Origin of the sequence: Vibrio navarrensis, assembly GCF_000764325.1 — a bacterium.
GTDB classification, from domain to species: Bacteria; Pseudomonadota; Gammaproteobacteria; order Enterobacterales; family Vibrionaceae; genus Vibrio; species Vibrio navarrensis.
The window spans coordinates 1,785,740-1,808,540 of sequence record NZ_JMCG01000001.1 but is presented as its reverse complement, the minus strand read 5'-3'; the positions used below and the strand labels follow the sequence as shown (position 1 = coordinate 1,808,540).

19 protein-coding genes and 5 pseudogenes are annotated in these 22,801 nt (G+C 46.5%); 17 read left to right on the top strand and 7 right to left on the bottom strand.

The window, feature by feature from the left end:
• Positions 1 to 19: 19 nt before the first annotated feature.
• A protein-coding gene (locus tag EA26_RS08045) for an IS3 family transposase (protein WP_404975831.1) occupies positions 20 to 1,554 on the top strand; the annotation gives its coding sequence in 2 pieces (ribosomal slippage) (positions 20 to 473 and positions 473 to 1,554; 1,536 coding nt in all).
• Positions 1,555 to 1,592: 38 nt separating this feature from the next.
• Positions 1,593 to 1,751 (top strand): annotated as a pseudogene (locus EA26_RS20395) (IS3-like element ISVpa4 family transposase); the annotation flags it as partial.
• A gap of 36 nt (positions 1,752 to 1,787) precedes the next feature.
• Here EA26_RS20395 and tnpC (EA26_RS08035) read toward each other — a convergent pair.
• Genes tnpC (EA26_RS08035) through tnpA (EA26_RS08025) form a run of 3 tightly spaced genes read right to left on the bottom strand, consistent with a single transcriptional unit; the run spans position 1,788 to position 4,050 of the window.
• Complete coding sequence (gene tnpC / locus EA26_RS08035) at positions 1,788 to 3,320, bottom strand: IS66 family transposase (protein WP_039426521.1); 1,533 nt, start codon at positions 3,318 to 3,320, stop codon at positions 1,788 to 1,790.
• 59 nt (positions 3,321 to 3,379) lie between these two features.
• Entirely contained in the window at positions 3,380 to 3,733 is a 354-nt protein-coding gene (gene tnpB, locus EA26_RS08030; RefSeq protein ID WP_039423669.1) for an IS66 family insertion sequence element accessory protein TnpB, read from the bottom strand.
• Positions 3,730 to 4,050, bottom strand: a complete 321-nt coding sequence (gene tnpA, locus EA26_RS08025) for an IS66 family insertion sequence element accessory protein TnpA (protein WP_039423672.1) — start codon at positions 4,048 to 4,050, stop codon at positions 3,730 to 3,732. Before tnpA (EA26_RS08025) ends, tnpB (EA26_RS08030) begins: the two co-directional genes overlap by 4 nt.
• Before the next feature lie 476 nt (positions 4,051 to 4,526).
• On the opposite strand from tnpA (EA26_RS08025), the gene ltrA (EA26_RS08020) reads away from it, so the two are divergent.
• From ltrA (EA26_RS08020) to EA26_RS07990, 7 genes and pseudogenes are all read left to right on the top strand, one after another.
• On the top strand, positions 4,527 to 6,014 hold the full coding sequence (gene ltrA, locus EA26_RS08020; protein WP_052079615.1) for a group II intron reverse transcriptase/maturase: 1,488 nt from the start codon (positions 4,527 to 4,529) through the stop codon (positions 6,012 to 6,014).
• A gap of 28 nt (positions 6,015 to 6,042) precedes the next feature.
• Positions 6,043 to 6,285 (top strand): annotated as a pseudogene (locus tag EA26_RS08015) (type II toxin-antitoxin system RelE/ParE family toxin); the annotation flags it as partial.
• Complete coding sequence (locus EA26_RS08010) at positions 6,272 to 6,586, top strand: helix-turn-helix domain-containing protein (RefSeq protein ID WP_000071011.1); 315 nt, start codon at positions 6,272 to 6,274, stop codon at positions 6,584 to 6,586. The pseudogene EA26_RS08015 and the gene EA26_RS08010, both read left to right, overlap by 14 nt.
• A gap of 664 nt (positions 6,587 to 7,250) precedes the next feature.
• Complete coding sequence (locus EA26_RS08005; RefSeq protein WP_039426518.1) at positions 7,251 to 7,532, top strand: type II toxin-antitoxin system Phd/YefM family antitoxin; 282 nt, start codon at positions 7,251 to 7,253, stop codon at positions 7,530 to 7,532.
• The gene (locus EA26_RS08000) at positions 7,529 to 7,816 is read left to right on the top strand and encodes a type II toxin-antitoxin system RelE/ParE family toxin (protein WP_039426515.1); all 288 of its coding nucleotides are present in this window, start codon (positions 7,529 to 7,531) and stop codon (positions 7,814 to 7,816) included. The genes EA26_RS08005 and EA26_RS08000 overlap by 4 nt, the downstream gene beginning before the upstream one ends.
• A 109-nt stretch (positions 7,817 to 7,925) precedes the next feature.
• Positions 7,926 to 9,053, top strand: coding sequence for an ISAs1 family transposase (locus tag EA26_RS07995; RefSeq protein ID WP_039426512.1), 1,128 nt, complete (start codon positions 7,926 to 7,928; stop codon positions 9,051 to 9,053).
• A 165-nt stretch (positions 9,054 to 9,218) separates the two neighbouring features.
• A complete protein-coding gene (locus EA26_RS07990; RefSeq protein WP_039426510.1) occupies positions 9,219 to 9,533 on the top strand; it encodes a DUF4144 domain-containing protein in 315 nt (104 codons plus the stop codon).
• A 276-nt stretch (positions 9,534 to 9,809) separates the two neighbouring features.
• On the opposite strand, the gene EA26_RS07985 is transcribed toward EA26_RS07990, so the two are convergent.
• Both EA26_RS07985 and ltrA (EA26_RS07980) read right to left on the bottom strand, forming a co-directional pair.
• Positions 9,810 to 10,436 carry a transposase gene (locus tag EA26_RS07985; RefSeq protein ID WP_052079656.1) on the bottom strand — a complete coding sequence of 209 codons (627 nt, stop codon included), beginning with the start codon at positions 10,434 to 10,436 and terminating at the stop codon, positions 9,810 to 9,812.
• A gap of 3 nt (positions 10,437 to 10,439) precedes the next feature.
• Positions 10,440 to 11,927 carry a group II intron reverse transcriptase/maturase gene (gene ltrA, locus EA26_RS07980; protein WP_052079615.1) on the bottom strand — a complete coding sequence of 496 codons (1,488 nt, stop codon included), beginning with the start codon at positions 11,925 to 11,927 and terminating at the stop codon, positions 10,440 to 10,442.
• A 476-nt stretch (positions 11,928 to 12,403) separates the two neighbouring features.
• On the opposite strand from ltrA (EA26_RS07980), the gene tnpA (EA26_RS07975) reads away from it, so the two are divergent.
• The 4 genes from tnpA (EA26_RS07975) to EA26_RS07960 are packed head-to-tail and all read left to right on the top strand — an operon-like array spanning position 12,404 to position 15,662.
• Positions 12,404 to 12,724: an IS66 family insertion sequence element accessory protein TnpA gene (gene tnpA, locus EA26_RS07975; protein ID WP_039423672.1), complete on the top strand. Its 321-nt coding sequence runs from the start codon at positions 12,404 to 12,406 to the stop codon at positions 12,722 to 12,724.
• Complete coding sequence (gene tnpB / locus EA26_RS07970; RefSeq protein ID WP_039423669.1) at positions 12,721 to 13,074, top strand: IS66 family insertion sequence element accessory protein TnpB; 354 nt, start codon at positions 12,721 to 12,723, stop codon at positions 13,072 to 13,074. The genes tnpA (EA26_RS07975) and tnpB (EA26_RS07970) overlap by 4 nt, the downstream gene beginning before the upstream one ends.
• Positions 13,075 to 13,133: 59 nt before the next feature.
• On the top strand, positions 13,134 to 14,666 hold the full coding sequence (tnpC, locus tag EA26_RS07965) for an IS66 family transposase (protein ID WP_039424673.1): 1,533 nt from the start codon (positions 13,134 to 13,136) through the stop codon (positions 14,664 to 14,666).
• Between the two features lie 12 nt (positions 14,667 to 14,678).
• Positions 14,679 to 15,662, top strand: coding sequence for a reverse transcriptase domain-containing protein (locus EA26_RS07960; RefSeq protein ID WP_052079655.1), 984 nt, complete (start codon positions 14,679 to 14,681; stop codon positions 15,660 to 15,662).
• Between the two features lie 23 nt (positions 15,663 to 15,685).
• Here the strand turns inward: EA26_RS07960 and EA26_RS20380 are convergent.
• A pseudogene (locus tag EA26_RS20380) lies at positions 15,686 to 16,398 on the bottom strand (IS3 family transposase); the annotation flags it as partial.
• 78 nt (positions 16,399 to 16,476) lie between these two features.
• On the opposite strand from EA26_RS20380, the pseudogene EA26_RS07950 reads away from it, so the two are divergent.
• From EA26_RS07950 to EA26_RS20375, 3 genes and pseudogenes are all read left to right on the top strand, one after another.
• A pseudogene (locus EA26_RS07950) lies at positions 16,477 to 17,157 on the top strand (sodium:solute symporter family transporter); the annotation flags it as partial.
• A 12-nt stretch (positions 17,158 to 17,169) separates the two neighbouring features.
• Positions 17,170 to 18,540 (top strand): annotated as a pseudogene (locus EA26_RS07945) (L-serine ammonia-lyase).
• A gap of 109 nt (positions 18,541 to 18,649) precedes the next feature.
• A complete protein-coding gene (locus EA26_RS20375) occupies positions 18,650 to 18,796 on the top strand; it encodes a tautomerase family protein (RefSeq protein ID WP_081947047.1) in 147 nt (48 codons plus the stop codon).
• A gap of 89 nt (positions 18,797 to 18,885) precedes the next feature.
• On the opposite strand, the gene katG is transcribed toward EA26_RS20375, so the two are convergent.
• A complete protein-coding gene (gene katG / locus EA26_RS07935; RefSeq protein WP_039426507.1) occupies positions 18,886 to 21,060 on the bottom strand; it encodes a catalase/peroxidase HPI in 2,175 nt (724 codons plus the stop codon).
• 288 nt (positions 21,061 to 21,348) lie between these two features.
• On the opposite strand from katG, the gene EA26_RS07930 reads away from it, so the two are divergent.
• A complete protein-coding gene (locus EA26_RS07930) occupies positions 21,349 to 22,785 on the top strand; it encodes a 6-phospho-beta-glucosidase (RefSeq protein WP_039426505.1) in 1,437 nt (478 codons plus the stop codon).
• The last annotated feature ends 16 nt before the right edge of the window (positions 22,786 to 22,801 follow it).

Below are 22,801 nucleotides of genomic sequence, written 5' to 3'. Positions count from 1 at the left end.
AGGGCGGTAAGAGTGAATTGTGTCTCGTATTCCAACAGAAAGAAAAGAAGCCATATTGAAGAAGCTGCTGCCTCCATACTCAATGTCAGTGAGCGAACTTTCAAAAGAGGAAGGCATTAGCACTGCAACCCTGTATCATTGGCGACAGCAACTCAGACGTTCAGGAGCCGCAGTGCCAAACAGCAACACTTCATCAGAGCAGTGGTCTGCTCAAACTAAACTCGCCATCGTCGCCGAGACTTACTCGATGACCGAGAATGAACTCAGCCAATATTGTCGTGAAAAAGGTCTGTTTCCAGAGCAAGTCCAACGCTGGCGCAGCGAATGTATGCAAGGCTTCATGTCGAGTAAAGAGCGGGAAGCACAAGCAAAGAAGCAGGCCAAAGCGGATAAGCTTGAAATCAAAGAGCTTAGGAAGGAGTTACGCCACAAAGAAAAGGCGCTCGCTGAAACGGCTGCCCTGTTGGTTCTACGAAAAAAGCTCATAGCCTTTTACGGGGAAGAGCCAGAGGACGACTAACCTCAACCGATGAAAGGCAGCACCTGATTGCTCTTATCCACGATGCCAAGCAAAGTGGTTGCCGCTTAGAGCGAGCTTGTTATGAGGTTCAAATTGACCTGAGAACGTATCGTCGATGGTATCGGCAAGGAGAGGTTCAAGCGGATAAAAGACCGACCTGTGCCAGACCTGAGCCAGCTAACAAGCTCTCTCAGCAAGAGCGTGATGCCATTATCGAGGTGTGTAACCGCCCAGAGTTCGCGAGCTTACCTCCAACTCAAATCGTACCGACACTGCTTGATAAAGGTGAGTATATCGCCTCAGAGTCGAGCTATTATCGGGTACTGAGTGCACAAGGGCAACTTCATCATCGAGGCCGTCAGAGGAGTAGACAAACACAAGCGAAGCCAACGAGTTATACGGCGACAGGCTCGAATCAAGTCTACACATGGGATATCACTTACTTGCCTTCAAAGGTTCGAGGCCAGCACTATTATCTGTACGTCATTGAGGACATCTACAGCCGAAAAATCGTGGGTTATGAGGTGTATGAACGTGAGTGCGGCGAGTTAGCCTCACAACTCCTGCAGCGGACGTTGATGCGAGAGCAGTGCTTCAGTCAACCGCTGGTTCTTCACTCAGATAACGGTGCGCCTATGAAGTCGCTGACGTTCAAAGCGAAGATGGATGAGTTAGGCATTACCTCATCGTATAGCCGTCCAAGAGTCAGTGATGATAATCCGTATGTAGAATCGTTGTTCCGCACGGTAAAGTACATGCCAAACTGGCCGACAAAGGGCTTTGAAAGTCTCGACAGCAGTCGACGTTGGGTTGAAGCCTTCGTGCGCTGGTACAACACCGAGCACAAACACAGTAAGCTAAATTATGTCACGCCTTCAGAGCGTCATAATGGAAAAGATGAAGAGATCTTGAAGCGCCGAGCTGAGGTATTGCTCGCAGCAAAACAGCGAAAACCTGAGCGCTGGCCTGGTGATATCAGGAACTGTGAACCAGTTGGTGAAGTCCACCTAAATCCAGAAAGAGAAGCTGCTTAATAAGCAAGCAAATGATGGCAACTATCTTGAAAAACACCGATATTGCTCGCTCTACCGCTTACTATCAGCCCATCGGACTCTCTGCTGAGGAGATCACGTTACGACGTATGATTGACGAAATTCATCTGCAGTATCCGTTTATGGGCAGTCGGCGCATTCGAACTGAGCTGGCTAAAAAGGGCCATAGCGTTAATCGCAACGTATCCGCCCCATGATCCCACGGGGCGATATTGTTAGTGTTTGAAGTTCCAAGGCAGGAGTGCATCGATATCAGGTTCCGCTTTCGCTAACTCCTGCATGCACTTGACCATGTAGTCGTAAAGGATAAGGCCGCTGGCTTTCGCTGTCTCGACGATACTGTAAAGCATCGCGCTCGCTTCCGCTCCATTGGGATTGGTCGAGAAGAGCCAGTTCTTTCTCCCAATAACCAGCGGTTTTATTGCGCGTTCAGCACGGTTATTGTCTATCGATAAGTGACCGTCATCGATATAGCGAATGAGCTTCGGCCACTGACCGAGCGTGTATTTTATCGCTTTACCCAGCGGGCTAGACTCAAGCACTTTCTGAGTTGTCATCCATTCATAAAGCTCATCCAGTATCGGCTTAGCATGCTCTTGGCGCTCTGCTTTCCGTTTTTCGGCACTGGCACCTTTTAAGCGGGATTCTATCCCATAGAGTTTCTGGATTTTGGCCAGCGCTTTATCCGCTTTGCCTGACTTACCTTTGCCTTGAAGCTTTTTCGCGTCCATGAACTTGCGCCGAGCATGCGCAAAGCAACCGACATTGGTGACTCGATGAAGCCCATCATAAACACCATAGCCATCGGTTTGCAGATACCCATCATAGTCGCCCAAGAAGGCAACAGGGCACGACCTCGCGCGACTGTTTTGATAGTCATACAAGACGATATTTTTTACATTGGGCAGTGCGGCATCTGGCGAGTCCGCGCCCGAGCAGTAGAGCCACATGTAACACTGTTTATCTTCTTTGAGGACATTGAGCGGCGTTTCATCCGCCTGAATCACCATTTGCTCAAGTAGGTGCGCTTTCAAGGCCGCATAAAGTGGAGCGAACTTCTCACTGACTTGGATAATCCACCTTGCCATGGTGGTGCGCGAGAGTTCGATACCCGACTGGGTAAACAACGACTCTTGTCGATAAAGTGGCATCGCGTATTGGTATTTGCCGAGGATGATATTGGCCAACAAGCTTTCTGTAGCGAAGCTTTTAGGGATAATACTTTGCGGCGCTGGCTTTTGAACGATGCGGCTGTTGTCCTGAGTTTGCTCGCATTGGCGGCAAGCATATTTAGGACGAACATATTCCAACACTTTGAGTACCGCTGGCGTGAACTCAAGTTTCTCGCTACGGTCTTCACCGATTTTATGCAGGTGATGTTGGCAGCAAGTGCACTGCTTTTCATCGTCGTCTAAATCAAGTTCGATAACCTCACGAGGCAAGCTCTTTGGCAGGGGCTGACGTTTGCCGCGTTTCTTCATTGTGGTGGTCGTTGTGACAACATCAACCTCTTCTTCCTTAGCAGCTTCACACTCCGCTTCGTTGAAGAGGTCACCTTGGGATTCATTGTAAGGCTTTAACGCCTCTGAGCGTTTAGCGAACTGACGGTCGAAGGCAAGCTTGAGCTGTTCAAGTAGGGATTGACGCTCTTGTTGCCACTCATTTTTCTCCGACATCAGCACTTTCACCATCGCTTGTAGCTCGGCAACATCTTGGCTTTCTGGGTTGATATTTAGCGTCTTTTTCATGGCGTTGATTATACTAAAATCATGACGTTAACGCTTGGTGGATAAGACTTTATTATCGCTTAAGTCATTGTAAAATCGTTTATTTCAATGGGTTTATGGCCGATAATCGTGAAGCCAGAAAGCAGTCTATCAAGCTCGAATTGAGTTAGGGTAAACACCTCATTTTGCTCTTTGGAAGGCCACTTGTACTTGGCTTTTTCGAGGCGCTTGTACCAAAGAGCGAAGCCTGTTTTATCCCAGTACAACACTTTGACTTTATCGCGCTGTTTGTTGGTGAATAGGAACAGCGCACCACTGCCCAAGGGTAAGTCGGTGTCACTTTCGATAATCGCCGCGAGGCCGTTGATGGACTTTCTAAAATCGACGCTTTCGCGATAGAGATAGATTTCGGGAGCACTGAGCATACGTTTCATGACAGCGCACCGATAAGCTCTGCGAGATAGGTCGCTGGCGTGCCTTGTGGGATGCTCAGTTCAACATCATTGACGAGCAGGGTCATATTGGCAACGGCAACGTGAGTGGCTTGATACTTTGTGGTCTTTTCAACGACTTCTGTTTTAACAAAGCCAACCGTGTTCGGTTTTTCGCAGTGCTTTAACTGTTGGCGCTTAGCGTAAAAAGTGGAGAGACTCAGTCCGTTACGTTCACAGAATAATCGTTGTGATAACTGGCTGGATTCATAGTGTTCGAACAGGGTTCGCCATTCTTGGTTAGTGCGTCGTTTGGCCATTTCAAATCTCCTTTGGGTTGGAGGTTTGATCTTATTATTCGGGCTAGACGATTAGAATGCGGGGTTTATGATGCGCTTAGAACGCTAGGCAAAGCTGGCGAATAAATAATGGGTGGAAGTCCCATCTCAGTAAGGACTAACCATCCGCTGGGTTCTCGAGCTATGCGCTGAGTGTGGGTAACTGCATTAGTGAAGTGTTAGTAGAGGCATCTGTAGGCTAAGTATTGAGCCACGAAATTCAGTTTGGAAGTGGAGATGTTGTTAAGCGAAGCAGAATCCAATAGTGACAAGAGCGTAATTTGGTGAGTTCTTGGGCACACTTCCCGGGGTCGGAGACCTTATGCATACAGAGAAATTTATACGCCGGAACCTAGGAGATCCTATACAGTCCCGGTAAGTATCAACCGGGCATAATTATTGAACCCTCTCAGGCAAGATAAATATGGTATAGGAAGTCGGACAGGATAATAGTACTGATGAAACAGACGAACAAAACTCGTAAAACAGACGCGGAGTCTGCGGAGGGAAGTATCCTGACCAAGGGGAATGGTCAACAGTCTAACCACGGCCAGACACAGAGCTGGATCCCCGTGATGTCAAAGTTGGTGGCCATACGCAAACTCGCAGCTCAAAATAAGACACTGAAGTTTAACAACCTTCTTCATCTTATAACGGAAGAATTGCTCATGGAGTGCTTTTACACTCTCAAGCGTGATTCTGCCGCAGGGATCGATGGGGTAACATGGGATAAATATCAATTATTCTCAAAACAGCTCATCAAGCAGCTATGTGAAGATATTCAATCAGGACGATATAAGCCAAAACCTGCCAGAAGAATTTATATCCCTAAACAAGACGGTAGTCAGCGACCGCTGAATATCCTATGCATTAGGGACAAAATTGTTCAACAAGCAGTCAGTAAAGTTCTAGAATCGATCTATGAGAGCGACTTTATGGGCTTTTCATATGGTTTTCGACCAGAGCGGAATCAGCATCAAGCTCTTGATGCACTGTATGTTGCTCTCAACCGGAGAAAGATAAACTGGGTGCTTGATTTAGATATAACCAAGTTCTTTGATACTGTAGAACATGATTGGTTGATCCAGTTCTTAGAGCACAGAGTCGCAGATAAACCATTGCTCAAAATTATTACCAAATGGTTAAAAGTAGGGTACGTTGATGAACATAACCAGCGAGTTAAATCGCTCCTCGGGACTCCTCAAGGATCGGTGATCTCACCATTGTTGGCAAATGTTTATCTTCATTATACTTTTGATCTTTGGCTGAACCGAGAACGGCATCGAAGTGCAACTGGCGATGTCATCATGGTTAGGTACGCTGACGATGCTGTTATCGGTTTTCAGCATAAAAATGATGCAAATGCGTGTTTAGAGGGGTTGAAAAGACGCCTCTCTCAATTTGGCTTATCCGTTCATCCGGACAAAACCAAGTTGATACATTTTGGACGATTCGCTTTTGAAGACTTTAAAAGAGGGAAAGTTCAAAGACCAGGAACCTTTGATTTCCTTGGATTCACACATTACTGTGACCTGACTAAGAGCCAAAAGGCCATAATGATCAAGCGGAAGACAATCAAAAAGCGACTTATCAGTAAGATAAAATGGGTCAGACAGGAGCTAAAGAAAAGGCTTCACTTACCGCCGTGGAAGGTTGGAAAGTGGCTGAATCAGATTATTCGAGGGCACATCAACTATTATGGTGTCCCAATGAATGGTAGCTCCCTAAATCTGTTTATTACAGAGATCACTAATGCATGGCTAAAGCAACTGCGAAGGCGTAGCCAGCGTCATAAAATGACATGGTCACGTTTTAGGAAATTAGTTGATTACTGGATCCCCAAAGCAAGAATTGTCCACCCTTATCCTGAGCAGCGATTTGACGTTAGACCCAAGGTAGGAGCCGTATGCGTTAGTAGCGCACGTACGGATCTGTGCGGGGGGTAGCGGGTGACCGCTATTCCTACCGCGACCGCTAATGCTAAACCCCAAGCTGGGTGATGTGATTCAAGGTACTGGCGGTTTGCGAAAAATTCGAGTTGCGAGTAAAGGCAAGGGAAAGCGTGGTGGTTCACGGATTATCTATTACTTTCTCGATGAAAAGAGGCGTTTTTATTTGCTAACCATTTACGGCAAAAATGAAATGTCTGACTTGAATGCAAATCAAAGGAAACAACTAATGGCTTTTATGGAGGCGTGGCGCAATGAGCAATCGTGATTTATTTACAGAGTTAAGCTCAGCTCTTGTTGAGGCTAAGCAGCATTCAGAAGGTAAGCTTACTCTGAAAACACATCATGTGAATGATGTGGGTGAGTTGAACATCTCACCGGATGAAATCGTGAGTATTCGCGAGCAGTTCAATATGTCCCGCGGAGTCTTCGCGCGGTTACTTCATACGTCTTCGCGCACATTGGAAAACTGGGAACAAGGTCGTAGTGTGCCAAATGGTCAAGCGGTCACTCTTTTAAAGTTAGTACAGCGTCATCCAGAAACGTTGTCACACATAGCCGAGCTATAACAAACGCTTCAAGAGGGACAGCCAACGCATGGCATTTTTACTATGCGTTGGTTTTCGTGGTTACTGTGTTATGCGGAGAATCAGTAGTGGCGTTGGCTGCCCCTTAAGCGGGCGTTAGCTTAAAACAATGAAAATCAATTGATTGCAGCCTATTTTTTCTTCCCTTGGCAGCTCGTTCCGGTTTCTCGGCAAATCAGCATTGTTTGCCAACGCGAGTTTTGAGCCGGTGCCTCAATTGAGTTTTGGGATCGCGTGAGGTTAGCCAGTTTGGCGTAAAGTCGCTTTGGTAGTTTTGCTTTCGCTTTGAGTTTTCCGAAAATGATTTATCAATATTTCGAGTTTTCAAATCGTATGAAAGGCCACAAAGTTTGAGTCAATTCGGGTTTTAAATCTCAGGTGGTTTGTTGGTTTTCCAAATCAGGTTAATCTCAGTTTTGGCAAATCTAAGGTGCTGAAATTTAAGCTAACAAACTGCTTAAGCGGGATTCGCAATGCGTGGCATTTTCAGCATGCGGTGGGTTTTGTGATTCAGACGGCGTGCGGTAGCTTTTGCAGTGCATTGCTCACCCCTTAGCAGGGCGTTATAACACAGAATCAACTTCTTGCTAGAAACGGTTAGTTGAACTATTATTTGTACATTATTTTGTACTATTTGGAGTTCAATATGAGTCGTATTCATTTCGATCAAGATATTCAGCCGTTATCTGAATTTCGTGCAGGTGTAGCTTCTTACATCAAACAAATCAATGAGACTCGCCGTCCATTGGTTATCACACAACGTGGTAAAGGTGTAGCTGTTGTTCTCGATGTTGCAGAGTATGAAGCAATGCAAGAGAAAATCGAATTACTAGAAGAAATACGCACAGCTGAAGCTCAATTAGCTTCAGGGCTTGGTGTTTCCAATGATGATGCTCGTGCTCAAGTTCTGGGGCGCATTAAGAAATGAAAGTAGTTTGGTCTCCATTAGCGCTTCAGAAGCTAGGCGATGCAGCGGAATTTATTTCTTTGGATAATCCACCTGCGGCAGAAAAGTGGGTAAACGAAGTTTTTGATAAAACTGAACTACTTGGAAGTATGCCGGAAATGGGGCGCTTTGTTCCTGAAATGCCCCATACGAATTATCGCGAAATCATATTTGGTCACTATCGTATTATCTATAGCTTAAGTCATGAGATACGCGTATTAACAGTTCGTAATTGTCGTCAAATGTTGTCGGAAGATGACGTGTAAAACTGTGTTATAACCAGGGCAAGATCATGAACATTTCTTGTACAACGCAAGGTTAAATTTGACCTGAAGCACGGTCTGTGATCTTATGCTCTTCTTTTGGGGAGCGACCATGAATATTAATACCATCAAAGCGCATTTCAGTATCATCCGTGACAAACGGCAAAGTGCAAAAGTTGATTATCCTCTGTTTGATATTTTGTTTGGGTCTATCTGTGCCGTGATAGCCGGAGGTCAAGGCTGGACTGACATTCGTGAATATGTTCTTGGCCACCATGAGTGGTTTCTTAAACAGGGACTGTTTGAAAACGGTGTGCCTGTCGACGATACCTTTGCTCGTTTGATTGCAAATATTGATCCTGCCGAGTTTCGCGACTGCTTCCTGGGTTGGATGAATGCGGTACATACCATGACGTTTGGTGAGGTGGTTGCCATTGATGGCAAGACTTTGCGCGGCTCCTACGATAGAGACGACAGGAAAAGCACCATCCATATGGTGAGCGCCTATGCAAGTGCCAACCAACTGGTATTGGGCCAACTCAAAACTGACGATAAGAGCAATGAAATTACCGCGATTCCAGAGCTTATTAAGATGCTCGACTTGCGAGGAGCTATCGTGACGATTGATGCGATGGCCTGCCAGACCAAGATTGCCAAGGCGATCACTAGCAAGGGCGGTGATTACTTGTTGGCAGTAAAGGGGAATCAAGGCAAGTTGTCGGCAGCCATACAGACAGCCTTCGCCCCACACCGCCGTGCCCCGATTGACAAAACCACTTATCAAATCGAGAAACAAAAAGGCCGCGTTGAAGCACGTACTTGCCATGTACTCAAGGCTAGTGAGTTAGAGGGTGACTTCTCAACGTGGAGCGGACTCGCCAGTATTGTCATGGTTGAAAATTACCGAGTTGCCAAAGGTAAAGCGCCAAAGCTGGAGTACCGCTACTACATAAGTTCAGCAGACCTGACCGCGGAGCAGGCAGGAAATGCCATTCGAGCCCACTGGGGCATAGAGTCAATGCACTGGATTTTAGATGTGAGCATGCGAGAAGATGCTTGTCAGATTTACCGACAAAACGCGGCTGAAAATTTGGCAGGTTTAAGACACATGGCGCTTAACATGCTAAGAGCTGAGCCAAGCAAAATTAGTGTGCCAATGAAGCAGAAACGTTGCATGATGAACCCCGGCTTCTTGGAGCAAGTCTTAGTCGCTGGATTTAAGTCAATGACTAAATTCTAACCACTCATGCGGACGCCCTGGTGTTATAACAAAGCGTTTAAGACGGATTCACAACGCTTGGCATTTTTAGTTTAAATCAGCTTTAGTGTTTACGGCACAATGGTTTAGGTTAGGTGGTCGCGTTGTTCACCACTTAACGCGGCGTTATGTTTATCGGAGAAGTTCATGGTCAATTGGCCTTGTATTCTGAAATTAGATGGTGACGATGAGCTTGTTTATTTGGGTTCTGAAGCTGATTTGAATTGCGAGTGTGTGGATTTGATTGTTGGTCCAAGCGATCGAGTCATTGACTCTGAAGGTTTTGTCTATTCAATTGTTTCAGATGGCTCAGCAGTTAACCTGATTGGAAACTCAATCCAGGTTTCAGCAGAGGAAGCGTCTAGATTGATTCAACGTCATGAGTTCTGTTTAGCGGAGGTCTGTTTGACAAAAATTCAGTTTGAAACAGTCGCTGATGGATTTAACTGTTTTAAATCTTAGGCTAAATAAACATAACAAAGCGTTCAAGAGGGACTTGGCACGCGTGGCATTTTCAATTTGCGTTGGGTTTAGTGGTTAAGTTGTCATGCGGTAACTTTTGTATTGCGTGCCTGCGCCCCTTAACGCGGCGTTAGCCGTCATGGAGCTTGCTATGCTCAAAGTGATAGAATAGTATCACTTTAGTAATCCATAGGAGCAGCTCTCATGAAAGTAGAACTAGTTACATCACTCAAACGGCAAGCAACCAAGATCCTAGAGCACCATATAGTTTAAATTTTAAGCAGCCAAACTCATCGCTATATGCAGGTTGGTAATAGCTGCCGTTCTGTTTAAATCATATTCATTTAGCCGCAAGCCTCGGTACCTTGCTCTAGGACCTTTGCGGTTGCAGATTGATGCTAGAGAGTGCTCTACTTTGACCCGCTCTCTAGCATCAGCCCGACCTTGAGACGTACTTACGTGCTTCTGAAGCTTTTGCAGCATCGCTTCCTGCTCGTGTATTTTAATTTTTCGACCTTTATCTGATGTCGTACAATCTGCTTTTTTCGGACAAGCGTTGCATTCCGTTGATTTAAAACGGGCTTGCGTTACTTTTCCAGACTTTATCATGGCAACTTTCCCTGCTGGGCACATGACACTGCCTTCAACCAAGTCAATTTGGAAGGCGTTTTTACTCAGTGCGCTCTTGGATGGCGGTGTCCATGGTTTTGCAACAACCTCTTTTCCTGCTTCGTACAGCTCCGTTGTCCAGTGAGCAGCTAAATAACCCCTATCTATTTGAATTTGTTTAACTTCACCGTAAGCATTGACTTTGGGTTTTAAGTACTCCGACGCCTTGTGCTCCGGTTCATTGGCAGGACGGACACAGGTCGCTAATATGGTCGCGGTAGGAATAGCGGTCACCCGCTACCCCCCGCACAGATCCGTACGTGCGCTACTAACGCATACGGCTCCTACCTTGGGTCTAACGTCAAATCGCTGCTCAGGATAAGGGTGGACAATTCTTGCTTTGGGGATCCAGTAATCAACTAATTTCCTAAAACGTGACCATGTCATTTTATGACGCTGGCTACGCCTTCGCAGTTGCTTTAGCCATGCATTAGTGATCTCTGTAATAAACAGATTTAGGGAGCTACCATTCATTGGGACACCATAATAGTTGATGTGCCCTCGAATAATCTGATTCAGCCACTTTCCAACCTTCCACGGCGGTAAGTGAAGCCTTTTCTTTAGCTCCTGTCTGACCCATTTTATCTTACTGATAAGTCGCTTTTTGATTGTCTTCCGCTTGATCATTATGGCCTTTTGGCTCTTAGTCAGGTCACAGTAATGTGTGAATCCAAGGAAATCAAAGGTTCCTGGTCTTTGAACTTTCCCTCTTTTAAAGTCTTCAAAAGCGAATCGTCCAAAATGTATCAACTTGGTTTTGTCCGGATGAACGGATAAGCCAAATTGAGAGAGGCGTCTTTTCAACCCCTCTAAACACGCATTTGCATCATTTTTATGCTGAAAACCGATAACAGCATCGTCAGCGTACCTAACCATGATGACATCGCCAGTTGCACTTCGATGCCGTTCTCGGTTCAGCCAAAGATCAAAAGTATAATGAAGATAAACATTTGCCAACAATGGTGAGATCACCGATCCTTGAGGAGTCCCGAGGAGCGATTTAACTCGCTGGTTATGTTCATCAACGTACCCTACTTTTAACCATTTGGTAATAATTTTGAGCAATGGTTTATCTGCGACTCTGTGCTCTAAGAACTGGATCAACCAATCATGTTCTACAGTATCAAAGAACTTGGTTATATCTAAATCAAGCACCCAGTTTATCTTTCTCCGGTTGAGAGCAACATACAGTGCATCAAGAGCTTGATGCTGATTCCGCTCTGGTCGAAAACCATATGAAAAGCCCATAAAGTCGCTCTCATAGATCGATTCTAGAACTTTACTGACTGCTTGTTGAACAATTTTGTCCCTAATGCATAGGATATTCAGCGGTCGCTGACTACCGTCTTGTTTAGGGATATAAATTCTTCTGGCAGGTTTTGGCTTATATCGTCCTGATTGAATATCTTCACATAGCTGCTTGATGAGCTGTTTTGAGAATAATTGATATTTATCCCATGTTACCCCATCGATCCCTGCGGCAGAATCACGCTTGAGAGTGTAAAAGCACTCCATGAGCAATTCTTCCGTTATAAGATGAAGAAGGTTGTTAAACTTCAGTGTCTTATTTTGAGCTGCGAGTTTGCGTATGGCCACCAACTTTGACATCACGGGGATCCAGCTCTGTGTCTGGCCGTGGTTAGACTGTTGACCATTCCCCTTGGTCAGGATACTTCCCTCCGCAGACTCCGCGTCTGTTTTACGAGTTTTGTTCGTCTGTTTCATCAGTACTATTATCCTGTCCGACTTCCTATACCATATTTATCTTGCCTGAGAGGGTTCAATAATTATGCCCGGTTGATACTTACCGGGACTGTATAGGATCTCCTAGGTTCCGGCGTATAAATTTCTCTGTATGCATAAGGTCTCCGACCCCGGGAAGTGTGCCCAAGAACTCACCAAATTACGCTCTTGTCACTATTGGATTCTGCTTCGCTTAACAACATCTCCACTTCCAAACTGAATTTCGTGGCTCAATACTTAGCCTACAGATGCCTCTACTAACACTTCACTAATGCAGTTACCCACACTCAGCGCATAGCTCGAGAACCCAGCGGATGGTTAGTCCTTACTGAGATGGGACTTCCACCCATTATTTATTCGCCAGCTTTGCCTAGCGTTCTAAGCGCATCATAAACCCCGCATTCTAATCGTCTAGCCCGAATAATAAGATCAAACCTCCAACCCAAAGGAGATTTGAAATGGCCAAACGACGCACTAACCAAGAATGGCGAACCCTGTTCGAACACTATGAATCCAGCCAGTTATCACAACGATTATTCTGTGAACGTAACGGACTGAGTCTCTCCACTTTTTACGCTAAGCGCCAACAGTTAAAGCACTGCGAAAAACCGAACACGGTTGGCTTTGTTAAAACAGAAGTCGTTGAAAAGACCACAAAGTATCAAGCCACTCACGTTGCCGTTGCCAATATGACCCTGCTCGTCAATGATGTTGAACTGAGCATCCCACAAGGCACGCCAGCGACCTATCTCGCAGAGCTTATCGGTGCGCTGTCATGAAACGTATGCTCAGTGCTCCCGAAATCTATCTCTATCGCGAAAGCGTCGATTTTAGAAAGTCCATCAACGGCCTCGCGGCGATTATCGAAAGTGACACCGACTTACCCTTGGGCAGTGGTGCGCTGTTCCTATTCACCAACAAACAGCGCGATAAAGTCAAAGTGTTGTACTGGGATAAAACAGGCTTCGCTCTTTGGTACAAGCGCCTCGAAAAAGCCAAGTACAAGTGGCCTTCCAAAGAGCAAAATGAGGTGTTTACCCTAACTCAATTCGAGCTTGATAGACTGCTTTCTGGCTTCACGATTATCGGCCATAAACCCATTGAAATAAACGATTTTACAATGACTTAAGCGATAATAAACTCTTATCCACCAAGCGTTAACGTCATGATTTTAGTATAATCAACGCCATGAAAAAGACGCTAAATATCAACCCAGAAAGCCAAGATGTTGCCGAGCTACAAGCGATGGTGAAAGTGCTGATGTCGGAGAAAAATGAGTGGCAACAAGAGCGTCAATCCCTACTTGAACAGCTCAAGCTTGCCTTCGACCGTCAGTTCGCTAAACGCTCAGAGGCGTTAAAGCCTTACAATGAATCCCAAGGTGACCTCTTCAACGAAGCGGAGTGTGAAGCTGCTAAGGAAGAAGAGGTTGATGTTGTCACAACGACCACCACAATGAAGAAACGCGGTAAACGTCAGCCCCTGCCAAAGAGCTTGCCTCGTGAGGTTATCGAACTTGATTTAGACGACGATGAAAAGCAGTGCACTTGCTGCCAACATCACCTGCATAAAATCGGTGAAGACCGTAGCGAGAAACTTGAGTTCACGCCAGCGGTACTCAAAGTGTTGGAATATGTTCGTCCTAAATATGCTTGCCGCCAATGCGAGCAAACTCAGGACAACAGCCGCATCGTTCAAAAGCCAGCGCCGCAAAGTATTATCCCTAAAAGCTTCGCTACAGAAAGCTTGTTGGCCAATATCATCCTCGGCAAATACCAATACGCGATGCCACTTTATCGACAAGAGTCGTTGTTTACCCAGTCGGGTATCGAACTCTCGCGCACCACCATGGCAAGGTGGATTATCCAAGTCAGTGAGAAGTTCGCTCCACTTTATGCGGCCTTGAAAGCGCACCTACTTGAGCAAATGGTGATTCAGGCGGATGAAACGCCGCTCAATGTCCTCAAAGAAGATAAACAGTGTTACATGTGGCTCTACTGCTCGGGCGCGGACTCGCCAGATGCCGCACTGCCCAATGTAAAAAATATCGTCTTGTATGACTATCAAAACAGTCGCGCGAGGTCGTGCCCTGTTGCCTTCTTGGGCGACTATGATGGGTATCTGCAAACCGATGGCTATGGTGTTTATGATGGGCTTCATCGAGTCACCAATGTCGGTTGCTTTGCGCATGCTCGGCGCAAGTTCATGGACGCGAAAAAGCTTCAAGGCAAAGGTAAGTCAGGCAAAGCGGATAAAGCGCTGGCCAAAATCCAGAAACTCTATGGGATAGAATCCCGCTTAAAAGGTGCCAGTGCCGAAAAACGGAAAGCAGAGCGCCAAGAGCATGCTAAGCCGATACTGGATGAGCTTTATGAATGGATGACAACTCAGAAAGTGCTTGAGTCTAGCCCGCTGGGTAAAGCGATAAAATACACGCTCGGTCAGTGGCCGAAGCTCATTCGCTATATCGATGACGGTCACTTATCGATAGACAATAACCGTGCTGAACGCGCAATAAAACCGCTGGTTATTGGGAGAAAGAACTGGCTCTTCTCGACCAATCCCAATGGAGCGGAAGCGAGCGCGATGCTTTACAGTATCGTCGAGACAGCGAAAGCCAACGGCCTTATCCTTTACGACTACATAGTCAAGTGCATGCAGGAGTTAGCGAAAGCAGAACCAGATATCGATGCACTCCTGCCTTGGAACTTCAAACACTAACAATATCGCCCCGTGGGTTCATGGGGCGGATACCTTGATGCACTGTATGTTGCTCTCAACCGGAGAAAGATAAACTGGGTGCTTGATTTAGATATAACCAAGTTCTTTGATACTGTAGAACATGATTGGTTGATCCAGTTCTTAGAGCACAGAGTCGCAGATAAACCATTGCTCAAAATTATTACCAAATGGTTAAAAGTAGGGTACGTTGATGAACATAACCAGCGAGTTAAATCGCTCCTCGGGACTCCTCAAGGATCGGTGATCTCACCATTGTTGGCAAATGTTTATCTTCATTATACTTTTGATCTTTGGCTGAACCGAGAACGGCATCGAAGTGCAACTGGCGATGTCATCATGGTTAGGTACGCTGACGATGCTGTTATCGGTTTTCAGCATAAAAATGATGCAAATGCGTGTTTAGAGGGGTTGAAAAGACGCCTCTCTCAATTTGGCTTATCCGTTCATCCGGACAAAACCAAGTTGATACATTTTGGACGATTCGCTTTTGAAGACTTTAAAAGAGGGAAAGTTCAAAGACCAGGAACCTTTGATTTCCTTGGATTCACACATTACTGTGACCTGACTAAGAGCCAAAAGGCCATAATGATCAAGCGGAAGACAATCAAAAAGCGACTTATCAGTAAGATAAAATGGGTCAGACAGGAGCTAAAGAAAAGGCTTCACTTACCGCCGTGGAAGGTTGGAAAGTGGCTGAATCAGATTATTCGAGGGCACATCAACTATTATGGTGTCCCAATGAATGGTAGCTCCCTAAATCTGTTTATTACAGAGATCACTAATGCATGGCTAAAGCAACTGCGAAGGCGTAGCCAGCGTCATAAAATGACATGGTCACGTTTTAGGAAATTAGTTGATTACTGGATCCCCAAAGCAAGAATTGTCCACCCTTATCCTGAGCAGCGATTTGACGTTAGACCCAAGGTAGGAGCCGTATGCGTTAGTAGCGCACGTACGGATCTGTGCGGGGGGTAGCGGGTGACCGCTATTCCTACCGCGACCATCGCAACGAGGTACAGGAACCCCTTCGCCATCGGGATGTACGTGATATCAATCGCCCAAGCTTGGTTTGGGTAAGTGACTTCGATATCACGCAACAGGTAGGGATACACCTTGTGTGCTTTGTTAGCCAGCGTCGTTTTGGGCTTGGGATAAATCGCCCCAATCCCCATATCGCGCATGAGTCGAACAACACGCTTACGATTAACGCTATGGCCCTTTTTAGCCAGCTCAGTTCGAATGCGCCGACTGCCCATAAACGGATACTGCAGATGAATTTCGTCAATCATACGTCGTAACGTGATCTCCTCAGCAGAGAGTCCGATGGGCTGATAGTAAGCGGTAGAGCGAGCAATATTGAGCAGCTCACATTGGCGCTTTATCGGCAATGGGGTGGATTTAACCAGCGAACTCTTTCGCTGGGCTCGGTCTAACGACCGAGCACTTTGGCCAAAAAATCATTTTCCATGGTCAATTGACCGATCTTGGCGTGAAGTTTGTCCACATCTTCGGAACTCTCTTTTCCTGAGTGATTTTCGGTGGCAAAAATCATGGCTGCGTTTTCAAGCAGCTCCTTTTTCCATGTTGAGATCTGGTTAGCGTGCAGGTTATATTTCTGAGCTAGCTCAGCGACGGTTTTATCGCCTTTAGCGGCATCGAGAGCCACCTTAGCTTTAAACTCAGGAGAGTGGTTTCTACGTTTTCTAGTCATAATCTGTCCCTGTATTGTTGGGTACTATCAAAACAGATCGACCACTTAAAGTCATGTCCGAAAATTGGGGGCCACTTCTTTTATCGAGATCAGCCATTTGAAAACAGCAATGAAGTGATTTTGGATTTCGTATTCAACCACACTAATCCTGTTGTTGTGGGTCTAGTCATTTCCGCACTTGCAGCGGCGGCAATGTCGACCTTAGATTCGACCTATAACTCAATGGCGACAGTAGCAACGTTTGATATCTACAAACGCTTTGTTCGCAAGAATGCTGGTGATGAACATTACCAAAAAGTAGCAAGAAAAATGAGTTTGCTTGCCGCAGCAATGGTAATCGTGCCTGCACTTCTGGCGGTATCGAATGAATCGGTGCTCAAAACCATCGCAAGTTTGACTTCAATATTCGTTGGTATCCGCTTAGGTTCATTTGTGCTTGGCTTATTCTGGGCAAAAGCAAATGAAAAAGGTGTTATCGTTGGTAGTATCATCAGTGTAATTGCGGTGTTCGTTGCCAGATCTCTCGACGTGGCTTGGCCGTGGTTCGCGCCAATCGGTACATTTGTCTTCCTTTTGTTTGGAGTGTTAGTGAGCTGTCGTTGGGGCTCTGTGACTGCTAAGCAACAAACCTTTATCCATAAGCAAAAACATCTTTTTGCCAAGCCAACCGCAAGCCATTATGGGATGTTGGTGTTCGCCGTTGCGACCATTGTAGTTTGTATGGTTCTCCCTGATTGGCTCTATGCTGTATTGTCTTAGCGAGGAAATTTTATGCTGTTTATCTTTGATATTTACAAGATTGGTGTGGGGCCCTCGAGCTCTCATACCAATGGTCCTATGATTGCGGGTTACCACTTTACACGTTTGATTGAATCGAACTTGGCAAAAGTGGTTCGTATCCAGGTTGATTTATACGGCTCACTTTCGTTAACAGGGGTAGGTCACCACACTGATCGGGCAACGATTTTGGGGCTATTGGGAAACAAGCCGGACACTATTAAAATCGCATCTGCCAACAGTGCGATGCGTAAGGCGATTGACGAAGGTCTATTATCTGTCGATGGCCGCCATGACATCAAATTCAACTACAAAACAGACATGCTGTTCCATGAGGAGAACCTTCCTCTCCACGAGAATGGCATGACGATTACCGCGCTGGATGCGTTTGGCAATCAAGTTGGCTTTGAGACGTAGTATTCAATCGGCGGTGGCTTCATCGCAACGGCCGCCGAACTGCAAAGTGGCAGTAAGGCCATACAGGTGGAAGTTGAGTACCCATTCTCAACGGCGGATGAAATGCTGGCGCAAGCTGACAAAAATGGCTTGAGCCTAGGTGGCATGATTCTGGCCAATGAACAAGCGTTTCAGGATATGGAGACTATAAATCAACGAGCAGAACAGATCTGGCGTGTGATGACTCGTTGTATGGAACGCGGCTTCAAAACCGAAGGTGTTTTAGAGGGCGGCCTGAACGTCACTCGTCGAGCGCCAAACTTACTGAAAAAGCTGGAAGCGAACTCAGCAATAGAAAATGATCCGATGGTAATCATGGACTGGATTAATCTGTTTGCGTTTGCCGTGAGTGAAGAAAATGCGGCTGGTGGTCAGGTTGTGACCTCACCAACTAACGGTGCGGCTGGGGTAATCCCTGCGGTTTTGATGTATTACCATCGTTTTATTAAAGAGTTAGACACCAAACAGCTCAAAGACTTCCTTGCGGTATCCGGTGCGATTGGCATTTTGTACAAAACCAATGCGTCGATTTCTGGGGCTGAAGTGGGTTGTCAGGGGGAGGTCGGCGTCTCTTCTTCGATGGCGGCGGCGGGGCTAACAGCATTGCGTGGCGGAAGTAACGAGCAAATTTGCATCGCGGCAGAGATCGCTATGGAGCATTCACTCGGGATGACGTGCGATCCAATTGGCGGTTTGGTGCAAGTTCCGTGTATTGAACGCAACGCGATGGGGGCAATGAAAGCGATAAATGCCTCACGTATGGCGCTCAAGCGAAGCAGTGAATCTTTGATCTCTCTGGATAAGGTTATCGAAACCATGTACCAAACAGGTAAAGACATGAATAAGAAATATCGAGAAACGTCACTTGGTGGATTGGCTCTTATTCACCTCGCACCGCCTTGCGAATAATCTATAGCGTATTGATATGTGAGTACAATATTCTTAATAGAGGCGTGAAAGCTCTCTGACTTATCAAAGCCAGCGCTAAACAATCAAACCATACTGAAAGAGGCCGTATATCAATGTTAAAGCCACCAGTGCCGGTGTGACAAAAGAACAGAAGCACGGGAATACTAAGGGCTGTACGCAATTGATGATCGACGTTTTTAATAAAGAAACCGTCAAAACTTTTGTGGTTATGGATGAGGTACACAAGGACTTTTGAGCTGATGACGGGGCAGAGACGCTAAATCGTCATTTCAGCGTAAATACAATCCCCCTCGCTCGAGGGGGATTGCTTAACAAGGCTCTGCTTTAGCACAAATCAAATCGATCCGCGTTCATTACTTTGGTCCATGCGGCAACAAAGTCTTTGACGAATTTTTCTTTGTTGTCGTCCTGTGCGTACACTTCCGCATAAGCACGTAGGATGGAGTTAGAACCAAACACCAGATCCACTCGAGTTGCTGTCCACTTCACTTTGCCGCTGTTACGCTCAACAATCTCGTAAGAATTACGACCGGTTGGTTTCCAGGTGTAACTCATGTCGGTGAGGTTAACGAAGAAGTCGTTGGTCAACGCACCCACGCGGTCGGTAAACACGCCGTGTTGGCTGCCAGCGTAGTTAGTGCCAAGCACACGCATGCCACCAATTAACACTGTCATTTCTGGAGCGGTGAGGCGCAGCAGTTGCGCTTTGTCGAGCAACATTTCTTCCGGTGTGACTACATAATGCTTTTTCTGCCAGTTACGGAAGCCATCCGCGAGAGGCTCAAGCACTTCAAAGGACTCAACATCGGTTTGTTCGATTGTCGCATCGCCGCGTCCCGGTGCGAACGGTACGGTCACATTCACGCCCGCGGCTTTGGCCGCTTGTTCGATACCTACGTTACCGGCTAGAACAATCGTATCGGCGATACTGATGCCAGATTCAGCGGCAATTTTCTCTAATACCGCCAGCACTTTACCAAGGCGCGCAGGTTCGTTGCCTTGCCAATCTTTTTGTGGAGCGAGGCGAATACGCGCCCCGTTGGCACCACCACGTTTATCGGAACCACGGAAAGTACGAGCACTATCCCAAGCGGTGCTGACCATTTCACTGATGGTTAGGCCGCTTGCCGCAATTTTTGCTTTCACCGCATTGACATCATAGTCTTTACGACCTGCTGGAACAGGGTCTTGCCAGATCAAATCTTCTGCCGGAACATCTGGGCCAAAGTAGCGCGCTTTTGGTCCCATATCGCGGTGAGTGAGCTTAAACCAAGCTCGCGCAAACACTTCTGAGAAGTAAGCTGGGTCTTTGTAGAAGCGCTCTGAAATCTTGCGATATTCAGGATCCATTTTCAGAGCCATGTCGGCATCAGTCATCATTGGGTTATAGCGAATACTTGGATCTTCCACATCAACAGGTTTGTCTTCCTCTTTAATGTTTACAGGTTCCCATTGCCATGCGCCCGCAGGGCTCTTAGTGAGTTGCCATTCATAAGTGAAGAGTAGGTAGAAGAAACCGTTATCCCACTTAGTTGGGTGAGTGGTCCACGCACCTTCGATACCGCTGGTGACCGTATTTCGGCCAACACCTCGGCTGGTATGATTATTCCAGCCCAAGCCTTGCTCATGCAGATCCGCACCTTCAGGATCAGGGCCAAGGTTGGCTGCGTTACCATTACCGTGCGCTTTACCTACGGTATGACCGCCAGCCGTCAGAGCAACGGTCTCTTCATCATTCATTGCCATGCGAGCAAAAGTGACACGCATGTCTTGCGCAGTTTTGAGTGGATCTGGGTTTCCATCCACACCTTCTGGGTTGACGTAGATAAGCCCCATCATGACGGCAGCAAGTGGGTTTTCGAGATCGCGCTGACCAGAGTAACGGCTATTTTCACCTCCGGATTTGGCAAGCCACTCTTTTTCAGAACCCCAGTAAATGTCTTTTTCTGGATGCCAGATGTCTTCGCGGCCAAAGGCAAAACCAAAGGTTTTGAGGCCCATCGATTCATAAGCCATGTTCCCCGCGAGGATCATCAAATCCGCCCAGCTGATTTTGTTACCGTACTTTTGTTTGATAGGCCACAGCAAACGGCGCGCTTTATCCAAATTGGCGTTATCGGGCCATGAGTTCAGTGGGGCAAAACGTTGGTTGCCAGTACCGCCGCCGCCACGACCATCGGCAATACGGTAAGTGCCCGCAGAGTGCCATGCCATACGAATCATCAAACCGCCGTAGTGTCCCCAGTCGGCCGGCCACCATTCTTGGCTATTGGTCATTAACGCTTTCAGATCGCGCTTAAGCGCTTCTACATCAAGCTTTTTCAGCTCTTCACGATAATTAAAATCAGCACCGAGTGGATTGGTTTTGCTGTCATGCTGATGAAGGATGTCCAAGTTTAGCGCCTTAGGCCACCAGTCCATATTCGATATACCCGCTGACGTCGCACCGCCGTGCATCACCGGGCATTGGCCACTAGAACCTGTTTGATCGTTATGCATTATATTGCTCCTTGCCTAATTGTATGAACACTCGAAAGTAGAAAATCAGCTTGTATTCGAATGCGTTGAGATACTGTGTTGACGGTTAGAGTATAGACATAGGTTGCTGCTGAAACTAATTCGAAATACCGATACTTGTGATAGGTAGCATTGACTACCATCACGCTATGGTTATTTATAAATGTAACCAGTTACAGAAACCGGTTACATTTGGAGGGGTTTAAGTTATAGTGTCAGCAGTTTGAACTGGCTAACAATGAATTGCCAATTTTGTGAGAGAGGTCATCTATGACTAAGTCTGTTTTTCCTAACGATTTTTTGTGGGGCGGGGCGGTAGCCGCTCACCAAGTTGAGGGCGGTTGGGATCAAGGTGGTAAAGGCGTAAGCATCGTTGACGTGATGACTCGAGGGGAGCATGAGGTCGCACGCAAGATTACCGATGGTGTGCAGGCGGGAGAGTTTTACCCCAACCATCAAGCGGTGGACTTTTACCATCACTACAAACAAGACATTGCACTGTTTGCGGAAATGGGCTTTAAGTGTTTCCGCACGTCAATAGCGTGGACACGCATTTTCCCTAATGGCGATGAAACAGAGCCCAATGAAGCAGGCTTGCAGTTTTATGATGATCTGTTTGACGAACTGTTAAGTCATGGCATTGAGCCAGTCATTACGTTGTCACATTTTGAGATGCCGCTGCATCTGGTAAAGCAGTACGGCAGTTGGCTCAACCGCGATTTGATTGATCACTTCACCAAATTTGCGCAAGTGGTGATGACACGCTACAAACATAAGGTGAAATACTGGATCACCTTTAATGAAATCAATAACCAACGTAACTGGAAGCTACCGATCTTTGGTTATTGCAACTCAGGCATGCTTTACGCTGAGCAAGACCACCCAGAACAAGCCATGTACCAAGTGTTACATCACCAATTTATTGCCAGTGCGTTAGTGGTGAAACTGGGGCACGAGATCAATCCGGATTTTAAAATTGGCAGCATGATCCATATGATGCCGCTGTATCCTGCCACCTCACGTCCGGAAGATGTTTTGTTGGCACAAGAGTTGATGCGTGAGAAATATCTATTCAGTGACGTACAAGTTCGAGGCTATTATCCTAGCTATTTGCTTAAGGAGTGGCAGCGTAAAGGAGTTCAGGTTGAGATGCTGGATGATGATGAAGCCATTCTGCGAGCGGGTTGCGCTGATTATCTGGCAATCAGTTACTACATGACCAATATCGTCTCCGCAGAGCCTGATCCTAATAGTGAGACGACATCGCTGTTTGAAAACAGTCGACTTAATCCCCACCTTCCCGCTTCAGATTGGGGATGGCAGATTGATCCAGATGGCCTGCGTTATGCGCTTTCTGAGCTGTATGAGCGATACCAAAAGCCGATCTTTATCGTAGAGAATGGCTTGGGTGCGTACGATACTGTTGAAGAAGACGGTTCAATTAATGATGATTATCGCATTAACTACTTGGCGGCGCATATCAAAGCAGTAAAGCAAGCGATTCACTACGATGGGGTTGAGGTAATGGGCTACACCCCTTGGGGCTGTATCGACTGCGTTTCCTTTACCACTGGCGAATACAAAAAGCGTTATGGCTTCATCTATGTTGACAAACATGATGATGGAAGTGGTACATTTGCCCGTTCGAAGAAGAAGAGCTTCTACTGGTATCAAAATGTGATCGCCACCAACGGCAAAGAGATTTAATTGCCATTCTGAGCGA